Here is an 18,154-nt window from a genome sequence, read left to right as displayed (position 1 = left end):
GCAGAGTCCCAGAACTCACAGCACGCGGGCGAGAAATTCTCGCGTGCGCGGGTGATCGGGGTGCTCGAGCACCTCCTCGGGCGTGCCCAGCTCGATCACGCGGCCGTCGTCCATGAACGCGACCGTGTCGGCGACCTCGCGGGCGAAGCCCATCTCATGCGTGACGACGAGCATCGTCATGCCGTCGGCGGCGAGGTCGCGCATCACGTCGAGCACCTCGCCGACCGTCTCGGGATCCAGCGCGGACGTCGGCTCGTCGAACAGCATCAGCTTCGGCTCCATCGCCAGCGCGCGGGCGATCGCGACGCGCTGCTGCTGGCCGCCCGAGAGCTGCGACGGGTAGCTGTCGAGCTTGTCCTCGAGCCCGACGCGGGCGAGCAGCTCGCTGCCGCGCGCGACGGCGTCTTCGCGTCGGAGCTTGCGCACCCGGATCGGCGCCTCGATGACGTTCTCGAGCGCGGTCATGTGCGCGAACAGATGGAAGTGCTGGAACACCATCCCGATCTGCGAGCGCTGGACGGCGATCTCGTCCTCGCGCAGCTCATGCAGCCGGCCGCGCTTGGTCTTGTAGCCCATGAACTCGCCGTCGACGGTCAGGCGGCCGGCCTGGATGCGCTCCAGCCGGTTCACGCAGCGCAGGAAGGTCGACTTGCCCGAGCCCGACGGGCCGATCAGGCAGGTGACCTCGCCGCGCTCGACGGTCAGGTCGATGCCGCGCAGCACCTCCAGCTTGCCGTACCGCTTGTGCACGTTCGTCGCGACGATCATCGCGCCACCGCCAACCTCAGCCGCATCGGCCTCTCGGCCCGCACGCGGCGGACGCCGCGCCCGTAGCGGCGCTCCAACGCCGCCTGCCCGAGCGAGAGCAGCGTCGTGATCGCGAGGTACCAGATGCAGACCACGATCAGCAGCGGGATCTGCTCGAAGCTCTGCGAGTAGATGAGCTGCGCGCTGTAGAGCAGGTCGCTCGACGCGATCACGCTCACCAGCGACGTGGTCTTGAGCATCGAGATCGTCTCGTTGCCGGTCGGCGGGACGATCACGCGCATCGCCTGCGGGAGCACGATCCGGCGCAGCGTCTGCACCCGCGACATCCCGAGCGCCGACGCGGCCTCGGTCTGACCATCCGGCACCGACACGATCCCGGCGCGGACGATCTCCGCCATGTACGCCGCCTCGTTGAGCGCGAGGCCGAGGACCGCGGCCATGAACGGCGTGATCAGCGTGTTCGCGTCGGCGTGGATCGGGCCGATCTCGATGGTCGGGTACAGCGCGGCGATGAAGTTCCAGAACAGCAACTGGACGAGCACCGGGGTGCCGCGGAACAGCCACACGTAGAAGCCGCCCGCGCCGGCGAGCAGCTTGTTCGGCGACATCCGCGCGACGGCGACGACGATCCCGAGCGCCACGCCCGCGACCATCGCGATCGCCGTCAGCTCGAGCGTCAGCGCCAGCCCCCGCAGGATGCGGTCGGAGAAGAGCATGTCGCCGACCACGTCCCACTCGAACCGCGGGTTGGTGGCGACCGACCGCACCACCGCCGCCGCCACGAGGGCGACGGCGACGGCGGCGATCCAGCGTCCCGGCCGACGGACCGGGACCGCATCGATCGTGTCCACTTAGTGCGCGGCCTGGTTGACCAGAGGCTGCGCGATCGCGCCGGACTCGATCCCGTACTTGGCGAGGATCCTGCCGTACGTGCCGTCGGCGATCAGCGCCTTCATCGCGTTCTGCATCGGCTGGACGAGCGGGCTGCCCTTGGGCAGCGCGATGCCGTACGGCGCCGTGCCGTACGGCTGGCCGACGACCTTCAGCTTGCCGCCGGAGAGCTTCGCCTGGTAGGCGGCGCCGGGCGAGTCGGCCATGCCGACCTCCGCGCGCCCGCTGATGACGGCGAGGTTCGCGCCCGGCTGGTCCGGGAACGTCATGATCCTCACCGCGGGCTTGCCGGCGGCGGCGCACTTCTTGCTCTGCGCCGTCGCGTCGTCGACCTGCGTGGTGCCCTTCGACAACGCCACGGAGTGCCCGCAGAGGTCGTCGAGCGTGTTGATCGCGGGCCCACCGGCGCCGTTGACGAGGAACGAGGTGCCGGCGGTGAAGTAGGTGACGAAGTCGAACGTCTCCTCCCGCTCCTTCGTGTCCGTGAAGCCCGACATGCCGACGTCGAACTTCTTCGTGCTCAGGCCCGGCAGGATGCTGTCGAACGGCGCGTGCTGGATCCGGACGTCCATGTCGAGCTTGGCGCCGAGCGCCTTTGCCAGGTCCGCGTCCATGCCCTGGATCGTCTTGCCGTCGGCGCCCATGAACTCGATCGGCGGATAGCTCGCGTCGGTCGCGACCGTGAGCGTGGCCCGGGACGTGGTCGGCGCGTCCGTCTTGTCGGTGGAACCACCGCAGGCGGCGACCAGGACGGAGGTGGCGAGAAGCGGCATCAGGAGGTGCTTCAGGTTCATGCGGCGCAGCGTCCCACCGCTCGGGACCGCGAACCATCGCGTCATCAGGCGTCCGATTTGCGGGTTCCCTCCCGTAATGCGACAGCCGGCGCGTCAGCCACGGCCGGGAGTCATCCTGAGGGGCGGGATGAACGTGATCCTTCTCGCGGCGGCGCGGGCGACGACTCGCTCGCCGGCGGTGAGCGGGCCTCGACAGCGCCGCGCCTGACAACGGGGTGTTCTCGTTCGTGCGCGGAGACTGCGAGGAGCTCACGGTGGGCAACGCGTCGGACATGCGCCTCCACGCTCCGCCGGCGCGCGCGTTCCTGACGAACCCTGAGCGCGGGCGCGACCCGCAGCCTCGTGCATCGCGCCCGCGGCGCCCTCACCCACCTAGCCCGCTACTCCACGTCGGTGTTGAGCTCCTTCTCAGAGCTCTGGAAGCTCAGCACCCGCCATCCGCCGTCCTCGTCCCGGATCTGGGTCTTGAAGTAGACCGGCTTGCCGTTGGCGCCCTTCATCGTGTAGGTGAAGACGGCGATCTTGCCCGTGTCGGTGCTCGCGTTGATCGACTTGCCGTCGGGCGAACGCTTCTCGGCGGTGACGACCTTGGAGAGGCGTTGCGCGAGCTCGGCGACCTGCGCCTGGGTCGTCGCCTCCTGGAAGGACGGACTGGTGAGCGAGTACGCCTTGGCTCCGTCGCCGGCCTGGATCGCGGTGACGAGCTGGTCGGACACCTTCTGTGCGTCCTTGGTCGACGAGTTGACGAGCAGCACCAGACCGACGATGAGCACGACGATCAGCGCGATCACCGACGCGGCGACGATCAGGATGATGCGCCCCCAGCGCCGCTTCGGCGGCGTGGGCGCTTGCGGCTGTACGAAGTCCGGCGCCGGCTCTGGTGCAGTCGTCATTCGCGGAAACTACTCCGCCGCGGGCTCAAGCGTTGAAGTGCGTCTGCATGATGCGGACCGGGGCATCCCAGGTCGCGTCGTGGTACTCCTCGCCCGGGAGCATGTCGTCACGGTTCTCGGTGTGGTGGCGCTCCAGCGCGCTGGGCAGGAGCGCGTGGATCTCGTCGTCGGTCAGCTCGAGGCTGCGGCGCTCCTCGGGGTCGAGCTCGACCGGGATCGGCTGGTCGCGGCCATGCACGAACACATGCCACCGATGCGGATGCCCTTCGACTCGCTCGTGATGTGAGATGTGCAACATCGCGAGACCGTATCGCTCGCCTGCTGCTCGAGGTCGAGCCAGGACGCCTGTTCGCCGGTCAACTCGGCCTGCGACGACCACGGGCTCTGGAAGGCGAAGCGCCGGGGCGATGGTGCCGGCGCCCGGAACGGCCCAGTGGATCGGGCGGCCCATCGCCGCGCATCATCCGCGATCACGCGTGGAGGCGTTGGACGGGTCGACGAGCGAGCCGCCGGCGTCCGGGCGGCGGCAGAGCGCCGCGACCGTCACGTCGACGTCCCGTGCCCGGCCCGTGAGGACGATCTCGCCGGAGTGGTCGGCCCCGATCGTGGTCGTCTCCCCGTAGTGCGCGCTGACGCGGCCGCCCTCGGGCGGGAGCAGGTCGGCGAGCCGCAGCCCCGGCGGGCAGGACAGCGTCACCCGGCGCACGTCCGGGTAGCGGACCTCGCCGCGCACCACCGCGACGCCGTCGGGGAGCGGCGCGCCCGCCGCGACCCGCTTGCCGGGCAGCGCGATCGACTGCATCGCCAGCGGGGACGGATCGCCGGCCTCGAAGAGCTCGGCCGAGACGCCCGCGGCGACGACCGCCGTGGTGCCGATCGCGGTCGCCTTGGCCTGCCAGCCGGCGAAGCCGAGGCCGCCGAGCGCCGCCAGCAGACCCACGGGCGGGGCGAGCGCCGCGAGCGAGCGCCGCTGCGAACGCAGCGCGGACTGCAGGGCGCGGCACGTCGGGCAGGTGGCGAGGTGGCGCAGCGTGCGCGCGGTGGGACGGCGACGGCCGTCGTGCGCGTCGAAGATGTCCGAGCGGACGTCACCGCATCCGAGCGCGCGCCCCTCGGCGGCGCGGGTGAGGGCGCCGCGGGCGCGATGCACGAGGCTGCGGGTCGCGCCCGCGCTCAGGCCGAGCTCGGCCGCGAGCTCGTCATGGGAGAGCCCGTCGAGCTCCCGGCGCAGAAGCGCGTGACGCTGCAGCTCGGGCAGCCGCGAGACGTCGTCGAGCAGCGTGCGCAGCGCCCCGCGGCGCTCGACCGTGGCGGCCGGCCCGTCGGCGCGGTCGGCGACGCCCGCCGCGCGCTCGAGCTCGACCGCGTCCGTCCGCACCCGCGCGCGCTCGTCCAGGCAGCAGTTGCGCGTCAGCCGGTACAGCCACGGCCGCAGCTCGAGCACCCGCGTGTCGCGCATCAGCGCGCGGTGCGCCCGCCACAGCGCCTCCTGCACGACGTCCTCGACCTGGCCGGGAGCGACGTCGTGCAGCATCCGCCGCGCGAAGCGCTCGAGCGGCCCCCGGTAGCGGCGGTCCAGCGCCTCCCACGCGGCCTGGTCACCGGCCCGGAACCGGCGGACGAGCTCCGCGTCCTTCACCGACAGATCTTCCGGGTCGGGATCCACCCGCGCGGGCCGTCGTCGAAGCGCACGAGCGACCACGCCTTGCGGCGCGCGGTGCCGAGCACTCTGAGCTTCTGCGGCCGGTACAGGTACGCGATCACGAAGCCGCCGGGCGCGTCGTAGACCGACACCTTGTCGACGCAGATCTCGCGGTTGCCCGCAGCCGCCGCCGCCGGAGTGGCGGCGACGGCGAGCATGACCAGCGCGATGACGCTAGTTCTGGCGAAGGACACGCGCGTGCGCGGAGACCGTCGTCGTCCCGATCAGCTGGCCGGTGGTGATGCGCAGGACCAACGTGCGCTCGCGCAGGCCGGCCAACGTCACCGTGACCGGCCCCTGCTGCGCGGCGCGGCCGACGATCTTGCGGCTCATCTGCTTGCGCGCCGCGGCGCGCTTGCGCTTGGAGGCGGCCTTGGCCTTCGCGGTGTTCGAGGTCAGCGGGTTGCCGTAGGCGTCCAGCTGCGGCTCGCCGTCAGCGCCGTAGAAGTCCCAGCCGACGCTGCGGCAGTTCGCGCCCATGCGCAGGACCTCGGCGTTCAGCACCGCCACGGACTCGGGGATGACGAAGCTGCCGTCCGGCTGGCGCTGCGCGCCGGGGATGCCGCCGTCGGGCAGGCTCGCGTCCTCCGGGTAGGCGGGGCCGAACGTCTCGAGGTTCGCGCCCGCGAGGTCGACCCCGGGACCCTTGACCTCGAAGCCGAAGCACGGGGTGAGCACGTTGTAGGCCTGGCCGAGGCCGTCGATCGGCACGACGATCTCGCGGGTGGTGTTCGACTGCAGCTCGAACGACTTGTCGGTGTCGATCGTGTCGGCGAGCGCGGCGGCGGGCGCGAGCGCGGCGGTCATGGCGGCGGCGGCCGTGGCGACCGCGAATCGGGAGTGGATCACGTAGGTGTGACTGACGTGAGCGCCCGGGTGTTCCGGCTCTTGTGTCGTGACGCGGCCGTATCCTCGCCGGGTGGACGTCCTGCTCGGTGTGCTGCTCGGCATCGTGCTGACCGCCTCGGCGCTCGCGTGGCGCAGGCTGGCGGCGCCGCGACGCGTGCTCGCGCCGGGCGAGGAAGGCGTGCGCTCGGCGCTGCACGCGGCGGCCGCGACGCTCCCGCACCTGCGCCGCGGGCTCACCCGCGAGTCGGCGGGGAAGGCGATCGGCCACCTGCACGCGCTGACGCAGGCGGCGGGGGTGATGATCGACGCGGGCGGCGAGGTGCTCGCCGCCGACGGGCTGCCCGCGACCGACGGCGACTGGCTGCCGGACTCCGAGCGGGTCGCGGTCGTGCACGGCCCCGCCCCGTACGGGCACACGGTGGTGGCGCCGCTGCTCGTCCAAGGCGAGCGGATCGGGCGCCTCGCCGCGTTCTACGGGCCGGAGCGGCGCCTGCGGCCGGAGGACACGCGCGTGGTGACCGAGGTCGCGTCGCTCGTGTCCGCGCAGGTCGAGCTCTCCTTCCTGGCCGCGCAGGAGCAGCGCCTGGCCCAGGCCGAGCTGCGGGCGCTGCGCGCGCAGATCTCGCCGCACTTCATCTACAACGCGCTCGCCGCGGTCGCCAACTCGATCCATACCCGCCCGGAGGAGGCGCGCGAGCTGCTGACCGAGTTCGCCGAGTTCACGCGCTACGCGTTCCGCGGGAACCGTTCCTACGTGACACTCGCCGACGAGCTGCACTACGTCCAGAAGTACCTGCGACTGGAGCAGGCCCGCTTCGGCGACCGGCTCGACGTGCGCGTGAGCGTCGCGCCCGAGGTGCTGACCGCGGTCGTCCCGGTGCTGTCGATGCAGCCGCTGGTGGAGAACGCGGTCCGCCACGGGGTCGAGTCCGCGCCCGGCCCGTGCCGCGTCGAGATCCTCGGCGCGGACCTCGACGTCGACGTCGAGCTGACCGTCAAGGACGGGGGCGCGGGCATGAGCGAGGAGGACGCCGCGGCGGCGCTCGCGGGCCGCGGCGCGGGGATCGGGCTGGCGAACGTCCACGCCCGCCTGCAGTCGACCTTCGGCCCCGAGTACGGGTTGGAGGTCGAGTCCACGCCGGGAGAGGGAACCGTGGTCCGCATGCTCGTCCCGAAGTTCCGCGCGGGCGTCCGCGCCGCGTAGCATCTTTTCACCGCTTCGGACGTTGTTGATCGTGGGTTTCGGCGTGGACGCGAGCGGCAGGGCGATCGTCGCGGGCTACACCTCCGCGAGCTCAGGGCGGACCGCCGCTGTGCGCTTCCTACCGACCGGCGAGCGTGACGCGAGTTATGGCACCGTGTTCCTCGGCCTGGACGGACTCGTCGAGGACATCGTGGTCAAGCGCGACGGCAGCGCGTACTTCCTGAGCTGGGACGACTGGCTCACCGCCCTCGACCCGCAGGGCCGACAGCTGCCCGGCTTCGGTCTTGACATCGGACCCGACTGGTTGTCGGACCGCCCCCGCACGCTCGCCGCGGGACCAGGCGGGACGCTGCTCATCGCCGGGCAGGCCGGCTCGCGCGCAGGGTTCATCGCCCGCGTCCGGGCGGACGGGCAACCCGACCGGCGGTTCGGAGACGGCGGCGTGATCATCGTCCAGTCGGCGGCGATCAACGCCATCGCTCGCGACCGCCGTGGCCGCCTTGTCGCAGCGGGCGACCGGCATCCGCGGGACTACAAGCGCGATGCCGCGGTGCTCAGGTTCAGCGCGCGCGGGCGACTCGACCGATCCTTCGGTTCGCGCGGCATCGCCGTCAAGCGCCTCGGGTTGGTGCGCGGCGTGAACATCGTCAGCTCCACGGCGGATCACGTGGCGATCGACGACCGCGGCCGGATCGTCATCGCGGGTCAGAGTTACGACGACGAATTCATCGGGCGCGAGGACCAGGGACAGTCGTACCCGGCAATCGCCCGCCTTCAGGGCTGATGAGGCTTATCCTCGCCGGGTGACGCTTCGCGTCCTCGCCGTCGACGACGAGCGGCCCGCGCTCGACGACCTCGCGCGCGTGTTGCGGGCGCAGCCGGCGGTCGCGGACGTGGACACGGCCGCGTCCGGCGAGGAGGCGCTGCACGCGCTCACCGGCGAGCACTACGACGCGGTCTTCCTCGACGTGCGCATGCCCGGCCTCGACGGCGTCGAGCTGGCGCGGGTGCTGCGGCGCTTCGCGAGCCCGCCCGCGCTGATCTTCGTGTCCGCCTACGAGTCCGCGGCGGTCGAGGCGTTCGAGCTGCGCGCGCTCGACTACCTCCTCAAGCCGGTGTCGCGGGGGCGGGTCGCCGAGGCGCTGGCGCGGATCAGCGAGAAGGCCGACGACGCGCCGGACACGCTCGCGGTCGACGTCCCGGGCGGCGGGACGCGGCTCGTCCGCCGCGACGACGTCCTCTACCTGCAGGCGCACGGCGACTACGTGCGGGTCGTCTGCGGCGACGGCCGCTTCCTCGTCCGGACCACGCTCGGCGAGGTCGAGCGGCGCTGGGCGGCGCACGGCTTCCACCGCGTCCACCGGCGCTTCCTCGTGAACCTGCGCAGCGCGGTCGAGGTACGGCCGCAGCTCAACGGCACGGCGCTGCTCTACCTCGCCGACGGAGCCGAGCTCCCGATCGCCCGCCGCGAGGTCGCCGAGCTCAGACGCAGGCTGCGCTCTTGACGCGCCCCGACTTCACGGAGGCGAGCGCGCACGCCGCGGTCTACCTCAGACGACTGCGCCGCGAGCAGCTGCGGCTCGCGCTCCTCTCGCTGGTCGCCTTCGGCGGCGCGATCGGCGCGCTGCCGCTGATCCTCTACCTGATCCCGAGCCTGCACGACGCGCGACTGCTCGGCGTCCCGGTGCCGATCTGGCTCGTGGTCGTGCCGCCGTTCCCGCTCTTCTTCGCCATCGGCCTGCTCGAGCAGCGCCGCGCCGATGGGCTCGACGAGGCGTTCAGAGAGCTCGTCGAGGAATGACGCTCGCGATCCTGGCGATCATCGGCGTCACCGGCGCCGCGCTCGGGATCGGCACGTATGGCGTGCGCCTCGCGCGCACCACCAGCGATCTCTTCGTCGCCTCGCGGGCGGTCTCGCCGTGGTGGAACGCAGCCGCGATCTCCGGCGAGTATCTGAGCGCCGCGAGCTTCCTCGGCGTCGCCGGCCTGATGCTCAAGTTCGGCGCCAGCGCGCTGTGGCTGCCGGTCGGCTTCACCGCGGGCTACCTCACGCTGCTGCTGTTCGTGGCGGCGCCCCTGCGGCGGTTCGGCTCCTACACGATCCCGGACTTCGCCGAGGCCCGTCTGCCCGCTCGGTACATGCGCCTGCTCGCCGCGGCGATCGTGCTGCTGATCAGCGGCTGCTACCTCGTCCCGCAGCTCAAGGGCGCGGGCGTGACGCTGCGGGCGGTGACCGGCGCGCCGTATTGGGTGGGCGTGGCCATCGTCGCCGGGATCGTCGCGCTCAACGTCGTCCTCGGCGGCATGCGCGGCGTGACCTACGTGCAGGCGTTCCAGTACTGGGTCAAGGTGTTCGCGATCGCGTTGCCCGCGATCCTGCTGCTGATCCACCTCGGAGGGTTGCCCACGAGCGCCGCGCTGTTCGGCCACGAGCTGCCGCAGACGGGGCCGAACGGGATGGTCGTCGAGCTCGACCGGCCGCGGACGCTGACGTTCCCCGACACGGGCGAGACCCGCACGGTGCCGGCGGGCGTTCTGCGCCTACCGCCGGACACGGCGGTGCCGGTCGCCGCGGGGATCGACGCGCAGACCGGCGACGAGTGGTCGCGCCCGGTGAGCGACTCGGGCCGCGGGTCGCCGCTGCTGATCTACTCGCTGCTGCTGGCGACGTTCCTCGGCACGATGGGGCTGCCGCACATCCTCGTCCGCTTCTACACCAACCCGGACGGCTCGGCGGCGCGCCGCACGACGGTCCGCGTGCTCGGCCTGCTCGGTGCCTTCTACCTGTTCCCGGCCGTCTACGGGCTGTTCGGGCGCGAGTTCACGACGGAGCTCTACGTCACCGGCGAGACGGACTCCGTCGTGCTGCGCGTCCCGGCCGCCGCCTGGCCCGGCCTGGGCGGGGACATCCTCGCCGCGATCGTCGCCGCGGGCGCCTTCGCCGCGTTCATGAGCACCGCTTCCGGGCTGCTCGTCTCGATCGCCGGCACCGTCTCGCACGACGTGTGGCCGGGGAAGCGACGACGCGGGCGGATGCGGTTCCGGGTCGCGGCGGCACTCGGCATGGTCGCCCCGGCGCTGCTCGCGCTCGCCACCCGCGAGGTCGACATCTCCGTGCTCGTCGGCTGGGCGTTCGCGCTCGCGGCGAGCACGTTCTGCCCGCTGCTCCTGCTCGGCGTCTGGTGGCCGCGCCTGACCGCCCGCGCCGCCGCGGCGGGCATGCTCGCGGGAGCGGGCGCGGCGACGGGGATGATCGCCGCCGGGCTGATCGCCGACCTCGGCGAGGACACCGCGCTCGGCGCGATCCTCACCCAGCCCGCCGCGATCTCCGTCCCGATCGCCTTCGGCGCGATGGTCGTGCTGTCCCTGCGCGAGCGCGCGCCCGACGTCGGCGCACTGATGGCCGCGCTCCACCTGCCCGAGGCAGTTCATGACAGTTCACCCGCGCGTTACAGCGCGCCGGTGAGGCGGTCATAGCGTCCGGCGCTCTCTCTCCTCGAGCAAGGATCGCCAGTGATAAAGAAGCTGCTCCTCGTCGCCTTGGCGGCGGGGGCGATGACCCCTGCCGTCGCGCGCGCGGCGGTCGATGATCCCGCGGGTCTCGTCGACCCGCTGATCGGCACCGCGAACGGTGGCAACGTGTTCCCGGGCGCGGACACGCCGTTCGGCATGGTCCAGTTCAGCCCTGACGAGACGAACGGCAACCAGGCCGCGAACGTCAACTCCTCCGGCTACTCCGACGGCGTCAACCGGATCCGCGGGTTCGGGCTCGCGCACGTGTCCGGCGCGGGCTGCGGCGGCCTCGCGGGCGACGTGCCGTTCTTCCCCTACACGGGCGACGTCACCACGTCGCCGACGGCCGACGTGAAGGACGCGACTTACAGCGCGCGTTTCACGACCGCCAACCAGCACGCGAAGGCCGGCGCCTACGACGTGACGATGGACAACGGCGTCAAGGCCGAGCTGAGCGCCACGACGCGCACCGCGGCGGGTCGCTTCTCCTACCCCGCGAGTGGCCAGAAGACGATGCTCGTCCGCACGTCGGCCGGGCTGGTCGGCTCGAGCGACGCGAACGTGACGGTCGACCCTGACACCCGCACGATCAGCGGCAGCGTCACCTCGGGCAACTTCTGCGGCAACAAGAACCTCGACGGCAACCCGGACCGCACGAGCTACTACACGCTCTACTTCGTCGCGAAGTTCGACGCCGACTTCACCGCCTACGGGACGTGGAAGGACGCGACCGTCGCGGCGGGCGCGAAGACCGCGAGCGGGGGCTCGAGCTACGACGGCGGCTCCTCCGGCGGCGTCTCCACCGCGGGCGGCAACCCGACGCCCGGCAAGGGCTCCGGCGCCTACGTGCAGTTCGCCAACCAGCAGGTGGGCGTCCGCGTCGGCGTCTCCTATGTGGACGCGGCGGGCGCGCAGGCCAACCTCGACGCCGAGCAGCCCGCGGGCACGAGCTTCGACAAGGTCGCGCAAGACGCCCACGACGCGTGGAACACGCGGCTGAAGCAGATCGAGATCGACGGCGGGACCGCGGCGCAGCAGAAGATCTTCTACACCGCGCTCTACCACTCGCTGCTGCACATGAACGTCTTCAGCGACGTCGACGGGCGCTATCGCGGGATGGATCAGAAGATCCACACGATCGAGCCCGGACAGGGGGCGCAGTACGCGACCTTCAGTGGCTGGGACGTCTACCGCAGTCAGGTGCAGCTGGTGTCGTTCCTGGACCCGGCGGTCGCCGCCGACATGGCGCAGTCGCTCTACAACCAGGCCAAGCAGGACGTCAACGGGCGCTGGGATCGCTGGACGCACAACTCCGGCGCGGTCTCGGTCATGTCCGGCGACCCGTCGCCCGCGTTCGTCGACACCGTGCTCGCGTTCGGTGGCTCCAACTTCGACAAGCAGGGTGCTCTGCAGTCGCTGGTGACCGCCGCGACCGTCCCCACGGCCGAAGACCTGAGCCACATCGGCTGGATGAACACGGCCAAGGGCCAGCGCCCGTCGCTGGACCAGTTCCTCAAGCTCGGCTACTACCCGAACCCGTCCAACGCGTGGAGCGGGGCGAGCGAGACGCTCGAGAACTCGACCGCCGACTTCGCGATCGCCGACCTCGCGCAGCGGCTCGGCGACCTGCCGACGCACACGACGTTCATGACCCGCGCGCAGTCGTGGCAGAACATCTGGCACAACGGGTTCATGCAGAACCGCTCGGCCGACGGCACGTGGCCGGGCCTCGACCCGAGCGGCGGGTCGGACTTCGCCGAGGGCAGCCCGACCCAGTACGTGTGGAACGTCCCGTTCAACGTCGCTGGGCTGTTCGCGGCGATGGGCGGGCCCCAGGCGGCCGCCTCGCGCCTCGACGCCTACTTCCACAACGGCGCCAACTGGGCCTTCACCGGCGCGGGCGGCCTGCATCCGGAGCTCAACAACGAGCCGTCGATGTGGGCGCCATGGCTGTTCGCCTGGTCGGGCGAGCCGGCCAAGACGCAGCAGGTCGTGCGCCAGGTCATGGACACGCTCTGGACCACGACCACGCGCGGCATCCCCGGCAACGACGACCTCGGGACGATGTCCTCCTGGTACGTGTTCTCCGCGCTCGGGATGTACCCGATGATCCCGGGCCGCGCGGAGATGGTCCTCGGCAGCCCGCTGTTCACGAAGGCCGTCGTCCACCGCAGGAGCGGGCAGACGCTGACGATCACGGGTTCCGGCACCGGCCCGTACGTCGCTTCCGCGACGCTCGACGGCACGGCGCAGGACAAGCCGTGGCTGCCGGAGAGCTTCGTCGCCGGCGACCACACGCTCGACTTCACGCTCTCGACCACGGCGACCGACTGGGGGAAGAACGCCGCCGCCCCGCCGTCGTTCCGGGCGGGCGAGCAGCCGGCGATCGCGTCGCTGGCCTCGCAGAGCTTCCAGCTCGACCCGGGCGGGAAGGCGACGACCGCGCTGACGATCCAGAACACGACGGACGCGCCGCTGACCGTCGCGCTGCACCCGAACGCGGCGCACGTCACGGTGAACGGCGGACCGTTCACGGTCCCGGCGGGCGGCAAGACCACCGCGGACGTGACGATCAGCGCCCCCGCGGACACGCCGCTCGGCACGACCGAGTTCGTCGACCTCGGCCTCGACGGCGCGCCGAAGGTGGTCGCGAAGGTCGCGGTCGACCAGCCGAAGCCGTTGGCGGCGCTGTTCAACAGCGTCGGCTCGGTCAACGACCAGCACGCGGCGGGTCCGGCGTTCGACTCGACCGGCCACTCGTTCTCGCGGCAGGCGCTGGCCGCCGTCGGCATCACCGGCGGGGCGAAGGTCTCGATCGGCGGGTTCGACTACACGTGGCCGGACGTCGCCGCCGGCTCGCCTGACAACTACCTGGCGGACGGGACGCGGATCGCGCTCGGCGACGTGGTCGGCGCGACCCGCATCGGCCTGCTCGGCTCGGCCGCCAACGGCCCGTCCAAGACGACCGCGACCGTGACCTACAGCGACGGCTCGACGTCGCTGTCGCCGGTGCAGTTCGGCGACTGGACGCTGGGTGGCGGCGGATCGCAGCCGAGCGCGGGCAACCGCCGCGCGGCGACCACCGATCGCCGCACGACGTCGACCTCGACCGAGAACGTCAAGGCGTACCTGTTCAGCGCCGCGGTCCCGCTCACGCCCGGCAAGACGGCGGTGTCGGTGAGCGTCCCGGCCGCGGCGACCGGCTTCATCCACGTGTTCGCGCTCGCGCTCGACAAGCGAGGCCCGCAGCCGCTGGAGGCGCTGCGCGACCAGGCCGGCATCGCCCGTGACGCGTTCCACGCCGAGGCGTCGCTGGACTGGACCGGGCACGCGTTCTCCAAGGAGGCGCTGGCGCTCGTGGGCGCGACGCCGGGGGCGAAGCTGACCGCGGACGGCCTGACGTACAGCTGGCCCGACGTCGCGCCCGGCAACGACAACGTCGAGATCGCCGGCCAGCAGATCGCGCTGCCGCCATACGTGGGGGCGACGAAGATCGGCCTGCTCGCGACCGCGATCAAGGGCCCGGCGGACACCGTCGCCACGGTCGCCTACACGGACGGCACGGTCGCCGACACGCCGCTCTCGATCAGCGACTGGACACCCGGGAGCACGCAGGCGGGCAACACGAAGGTGTTCGAGACCACCTACCGCGCGACCACCGCGGGGACGGACACGACGCACGCCGCGATGTACTCGATCGCCGTGCCGGTGGCCGCGGGCAAGCGGGCCGCGTGGATCCGGCTGTCGTCGCCGACGAGCGGGAACGCCGCGATCCACCTGTTCGCGGTCGCGCTCGACGGCGCGGCGGTCACCGAGACGTCGGCGGGCGGAGCGGTGGGTGGCACCGTGCCGGCGACGCTCGCGCTCACGCTCGGGCCGGCGGCGAGCTTCGGCGCGTTCACCCCGGGCGTGACGAAGGACTACACGGCGACGACGAGCGCTCAGGTCACATCGACCGCGGGCGACGCCGCGCTGACGGTTTCCGAGCCCGGGCACCTGACCAACGGCGCCTTCGCGCTGGCGGACCCGTTGCGGGTGGAGATCGCACCGGCGAGCTGGACCGGCCCGGTGACCGCCGCGGACGTCGCGCTGACGTTCAAGCAGCACGTCGATGCGGGTGAGCCGCTGCGCACCGGCGCGTACGCGATCACGTTGACGTTCACGCTCTCGACGAGCACGCCGTAGTCGTGCGTGGGGCCGGCGGCGCATAGTTTTCCGTCGCCGGCCCTACGGGAGGTATGAAACGCATCCTCCCCATCGCCGTCCTCGTCTCCCTCGCCCTCGCCACCCCTGCCCGCGCGGGGACGTACCAGGTCCATGGCTGCGACGGACCGGACGGCAGCGCCCGGGGCATGGCTCCGTGGCGGCCGTTCGACATCCCGCATCCGTCGATGCACCACGAGGAGTCCTGCCAGACGGCGGCTGACCTCGCGCTGTTCGGCTGGGAGCCGGGCGCGCTCGTCCCGGGCTACCAGCGCGGCGGCTGGCGGCTCGACGCCCCGGCCGGGACGACGATCGCCGAGCTGTTGTGGCGCGGCGGGGCGTCGGGGATCTCCCACACCGGCGTCCGCGTCGAGGTCGCGACCGGCGACGACGGCGCGACCGTCTGGGACTCCGGCATCGACTTCGGCATCGATCTGCGCCGCTTCGCGCTCCCCTCCGGCGCCCGGACGCTGGTCGTGCGCCAGGCCTGCCGGCAGGTGCTGTGCGAGATCGGGACCCAGCCCGCGCGCACGACCACGCTCGCGGTCTGGGCGACCCTCGACGACGCCGTCGCGCCGACCGCGGGCGGCTTCGCCGGGACGCTGACCGGGCCGGGCGCGCTTCACGGCACCGCGGGCCTGACCTTCGGCGCCGCCGACGTGGGCTCGGGAGTGCGGCGGGCGGCGCTGGTCGTCGACGGCGTGTCGCGCTGGGTGCCGGTCGACTCGTGCGCGCCGCTCCCGGGTTCCACCCGCGCCTACGACTCGCCGAGCCCCTGCCCGCCGGCGGCGCCCGCGGACCTCTCGTTCGCGACCGCGGGCGTGCAGGACGGCCCGCACACGGTGAGCGCGACCGTCGAGGACGCGGCCGGCAACGTCAGCACGGTCTTCGGCCCGGTCACCGTGACGACCGACAACGCGCCGCCGTCGCCCGGCTCGGTGCGCGTCACGTCCGCGGGCACGACTTTGACCGCGACGCCGTCCGGGTTCGCGGGCCAGGACGCGACCTACGCCTACCGCTGGCAGCGCTGCGAGCCCGAGTGCAGCGACATCGACGGCGCGACCCGCGCCCGCTACACCGCTGGTGCGGGCGAGACCGTTCGCGCGGTGATCGCGGCGACCGACCTCGGCGGCACCACGACCGCGCATAGCGCTCCGGTGACGCTGGACCGGGCCGCACCGGCCCCGGCGCCCGGGGCGGCGCCGGCCGCACCGGCGCCGGCCGCGCCCGCGTGCGCGTGCCCGCGCGTCATGCTCGCGCAGCGCACCATCTCGCTCGCGTACGGCAAGCGAGCCGAGATCAGCGGGCGCGTCGCCGGGCTGGACGGCTCGCCCGTCGGCGGGGCGACGCTCGACGTGTCCGCCCGCATCCGCGTGCCGGGCGCGGTGGCGTCGTGGGTCGGCGGGGTCGGGAGCGCGCGCGACGGGCGCTTCACCTACGTCGCGCCGGCCGGGCCGAGTCGCGACGTGACGATCGGCGGGAGGACGGTCACGCTGCTCGTCATCGCGAGCGGCACCTTCAAGGCCAAGCGCCAAGGCTCGCGGGTGCGGTTCTCGGGCAGGCTGCGCGGCGGGCACATCCCCGCCGGCGGCGTCCTGGTCGAGATCCGCGGCAGCAAGGGCGCGGTCGCGGTCGCCACGGCGAACCGGAGCGGCGTCTACCGGGTCACGACGAAGGCCACGAGGCAGACCTTCCGCGCACGGGCGCGGAAGGAGAGCTCGTGGCCGTTCGTCGGCGCCCCCGTGGGTTCCCCCGTCAGTGCGTGATCGCGCGCTCCGCGCCGAGGCCGGTCTCCGAGCGCACGAACAACTCGTCGAAGGTGCGCTCGGCCTTGTGCTCGCGGGTGAGCACCGTGCCGAGGTAGCAGCCGAGGAAGCCGAGCGGGATCGAGACGATGCCGGGGTTGGAGAGCTCCCAGCCGATCGGTGAGCCGGTGACGGTGTCGGCTCCGGGCCACACCTTCGGCGAGACGATGACGAGGAAGATCGAGCTCACGACGCCGGCCGCGACGCCGGTGATCGCGCCGGTCGTGTTGAAGCGCCGCCAGGTCAGCGCGAGCAGCAATGCGGGGAAGTTCGCGCTGGCCGCCACGGCGAACGCCAGGCCGACCATGAACGAGACGTTCAGGCCCGCGCCGCCGATGACGGCGATGATGATCGCGATCACGCCGATGGCGAACGCGGCGATCCGCGCGACCAGCACCTCCTCGTGCTCGGAGTCCTGGCCCTTGCGGACGATCGAGGACCAGATGTCGTGCGAGAACGCGCTCGACGCGCTCAGCACCAGGCCCGCGACGACCGCGAGGATCGTCGCGAACGCGACGCCCGCGATCAGCGCCAGGAACAGATCGCCGCCGAAGGTCCCCTCGCCGCCGCCGAGGAACGCCGCGAGGTTCGGCGCGGCGAGGTTGCCGCCCTTGCCCGCCGCCGCGACGCCGCCCTCGCCCAGGAAGGCGCGCGCGCCGAACCCGATGAACGTGGTCAGCAGGTAGAAGAAGCCGATGATGAACATCGCCCAGACCACGCTCGAGCGCGCGGCCTTGGCGTTGGGCACGGTGAAGAACCGCATCAGGATGTGCGGCAGGCCCGCCGTGCCGAGCACCAGGGCGAGGCCGAGCGACACCGTGTCCAGCGGCTTGGGCAGGTAGGTGCCGGGCGACAGCGAGAACGTCGACTCGGCGGTCGTGTTCGCCTCGGCGCGGTTGAACAGCTCGACCGGGTTGAAGCCGACCTTCGCCAGCACGAAGATCGACATCGTCAGGATGCCCGCCATCAGCAGCACGGCCTTGACGATCTGCACCCACGTGGTGGCGACCATGCCGCCGAAGATCACGTAGCAGAGCATGAACGCGCCGGTGATGATCACAGCCAGCGAGAAGTCGATGCCGACCAGCGCCTGGATCAGCACGCCCGCGCCGACCATCTGCGCGATCAGATAGAAGGTCACCACCGCGAACGTCCCCAGCGCCGCCGCCGCCCGCGCGGGCGTCTCGTTCAAGCGGAAGCTCAGCACGTCGGCGATCGTGTACTTGCCCGCGTTGCGCATCCGCTCCGCCAGCAGGAACATCACCGTCAGGAACGCGACGAGGAACCCGATCGAGTACAGGAACCCGTCGAAGCCGTACAGGAAGATCAGGCCGGCGATGCCGAGGAACGACGCCGCGCTCAGGTAGTCGCCGGAGATCGCGAGCCCGTTCTGGCGCCCCGTGATCTGGCGCCCCGCGGAGTAGAACCCGACCGCGCTCGACGCCCGGCCCGACGCCCAGTACGTGATGCCGAGCGTGATCGACAGGACGATGGCGAAGATCACCACCGCCTCGGTGTTGATGTCGGCCAGC

General features: G+C 72.2%; 16 protein-coding genes. 7 read left to right on the top strand and 9 right to left on the bottom strand.

Features of this window, described 5'->3' with window-relative positions; all coding sequences use genetic code 11:
- Positions 1-15 precede the first annotated feature (15 nt).
- From G569_RS46835 to G569_RS46815, 8 genes are all read right to left on the bottom strand, one after another.
- A complete protein-coding gene (locus G569_RS46835; protein ID WP_053226084.1) occupies positions 16-768 on the bottom strand; it encodes an amino acid ABC transporter ATP-binding protein in 753 nt (250 codons plus the stop codon).
- A complete protein-coding gene (locus G569_RS46830) occupies positions 765-1,619 on the bottom strand; it encodes an amino acid ABC transporter permease (RefSeq protein WP_053226083.1) in 855 nt (284 codons plus the stop codon). Before G569_RS46830 ends, G569_RS46835 begins: the two co-directional genes overlap by 4 nt.
- Entirely contained in the window at positions 1,620-2,498 is an 879-nt protein-coding gene (locus G569_RS0109100) for an ABC transporter substrate-binding protein (protein WP_037495368.1), read from the bottom strand.
- Between the two features lie 335 nt (positions 2,499-2,833).
- On the bottom strand, positions 2,834-3,346 hold the full coding sequence (locus tag G569_RS0109095; protein WP_028063184.1) for an Rv0361 family membrane protein: 513 nt from the start codon (positions 3,344-3,346) through the stop codon (positions 2,834-2,836).
- 25 nt (positions 3,347-3,371) lie between these two features.
- Positions 3,372-3,644: a hypothetical protein gene (locus tag G569_RS46825; protein WP_028063183.1), complete on the bottom strand. Its 273-nt coding sequence runs from the start codon at positions 3,642-3,644 to the stop codon at positions 3,372-3,374.
- Between the two features lie 162 nt (positions 3,645-3,806).
- Positions 3,807-4,985 carry an RNA polymerase sigma factor gene (locus G569_RS57565; protein WP_169542103.1) on the bottom strand — a complete coding sequence of 393 codons (1,179 nt, stop codon included), beginning with the start codon at positions 4,983-4,985 and terminating at the stop codon, positions 3,807-3,809.
- Positions 4,982-5,206: an SH3 domain-containing protein gene (locus tag G569_RS63725; protein WP_028063182.1), complete on the bottom strand. Its 225-nt coding sequence runs from the start codon at positions 5,204-5,206 to the stop codon at positions 4,982-4,984. Before G569_RS63725 ends, G569_RS57565 begins: the two co-directional genes overlap by 4 nt.
- 16 nt (positions 5,207-5,222) lie before the next feature.
- Entirely contained in the window at positions 5,223-5,897 is a 675-nt protein-coding gene (locus tag G569_RS46815; protein ID WP_157591915.1) for a hypothetical protein, read from the bottom strand.
- A gap of 70 nt (positions 5,898-5,967) precedes the next feature.
- On the opposite strand from G569_RS46815, the gene G569_RS0109070 reads away from it, so the two are divergent.
- From G569_RS0109070 to G569_RS0109040, 7 genes are read left to right on the top strand one after another with little or no spacing between them, the layout of a single operon-like run.
- On the top strand, positions 5,968-7,101 hold the full coding sequence (locus tag G569_RS0109070; protein WP_028063181.1) for a sensor histidine kinase: 1,134 nt from the start codon (positions 5,968-5,970) through the stop codon (positions 7,099-7,101).
- 31 nt (positions 7,102-7,132) lie between these two features.
- Positions 7,133-7,885 (top strand): NHL repeat-containing protein, encoded by a 753-nt coding sequence (locus G569_RS0109065; RefSeq protein ID WP_169542102.1) that lies wholly within the window; start codon positions 7,133-7,135, stop codon positions 7,883-7,885.
- Positions 7,886-7,904: 19 nt separating this feature from the next.
- Positions 7,905-8,606: a LytR/AlgR family response regulator transcription factor gene (locus G569_RS0109060; protein WP_028063179.1), complete on the top strand. Its 702-nt coding sequence runs from the start codon at positions 7,905-7,907 to the stop codon at positions 8,604-8,606.
- Positions 8,603-8,902: a hypothetical protein gene (locus G569_RS46810; protein ID WP_053226081.1), complete on the top strand. Its 300-nt coding sequence runs from the start codon at positions 8,603-8,605 to the stop codon at positions 8,900-8,902. The genes G569_RS0109060 and G569_RS46810 overlap by 4 nt, the downstream gene beginning before the upstream one ends.
- Positions 8,899-10,578: a sodium/solute symporter gene (locus tag G569_RS46805; protein WP_053226080.1), complete on the top strand. Its 1,680-nt coding sequence runs from the start codon at positions 8,899-8,901 to the stop codon at positions 10,576-10,578. The genes G569_RS46810 and G569_RS46805 overlap by 4 nt, the downstream gene beginning before the upstream one ends.
- A gap of 36 nt (positions 10,579-10,614) precedes the next feature.
- Positions 10,615-14,799, top strand: a complete 4,185-nt coding sequence (locus tag G569_RS46800) for a GH92 family glycosyl hydrolase (RefSeq protein ID WP_053226079.1) — start codon at positions 10,615-10,617, stop codon at positions 14,797-14,799.
- Between the two features lie 53 nt (positions 14,800-14,852).
- The gene (locus tag G569_RS0109040) at positions 14,853-16,583 is read left to right on the top strand and encodes a hypothetical protein (RefSeq protein ID WP_028063178.1); all 1,731 of its coding nucleotides are present in this window, start codon (positions 14,853-14,855) and stop codon (positions 16,581-16,583) included.
- On the opposite strand, the gene G569_RS0109035 is transcribed toward G569_RS0109040, so the two are convergent.
- The gene (locus tag G569_RS0109035) at positions 16,573-18,144 is read right to left on the bottom strand and encodes a solute symporter family protein (protein ID WP_028063177.1); all 1,572 of its coding nucleotides are present in this window, start codon (positions 18,142-18,144) and stop codon (positions 16,573-16,575) included. The two genes, G569_RS0109040 and G569_RS0109035, sit on opposite strands and share 11 nt — an antisense overlap.
- Between the last annotated feature and the right edge of the window lie 10 nt (positions 18,145-18,154).

The organism is Solirubrobacter soli DSM 22325 (assembly GCF_000423665.1).
Taxonomy (GTDB): domain Bacteria; phylum Actinomycetota; class Thermoleophilia; order Solirubrobacterales; family Solirubrobacteraceae; genus Solirubrobacter; species Solirubrobacter soli.
The sequence above is the reverse complement of the archived record's forward strand: the minus strand, read 5'-3'. Positions and strand labels throughout refer to the sequence as shown.

Excerpts from the sequence above, each read along its gene's own strand:
- G569_RS46835 (WP_053226084.1), bottom strand. The coding sequence starts at position 768 with ATGATCGTCGCGACGAACGTGCACAAGCGGTACGGCAAGCTGGAGGTG.
- G569_RS0109100 (WP_037495368.1), bottom strand. The coding sequence starts at position 2,498 with ATGACGCGATGGTTCGCGGTCCCGAGCGGTGGGACGCTGCGCCGCATG.
- G569_RS0109095 (WP_028063184.1), bottom strand. The coding sequence starts at position 3,346 with ATGACGACTGCACCAGAGCCGGCGCCGGACTTCGTACAGCCGCAAGCG.
- G569_RS46825 (WP_028063183.1), bottom strand. The coding sequence starts at position 3,644 with ATGTTGCACATCTCACATCACGAGCGAGTCGAAGGGCATCCGCATCGG.
- G569_RS63725 (WP_028063182.1), bottom strand. The coding sequence starts at position 5,206 with ATGCTCGCCGTCGCCGCCACTCCGGCGGCGGCGGCTGCGGGCAACCGC.
- G569_RS46805 (WP_053226080.1), top strand. The coding sequence starts at position 8,899 with ATGACGCTCGCGATCCTGGCGATCATCGGCGTCACCGGCGCCGCGCTC.
- G569_RS0109040 (WP_028063178.1), top strand. The coding sequence starts at position 14,853 with ATGAAACGCATCCTCCCCATCGCCGTCCTCGTCTCCCTCGCCCTCGCC.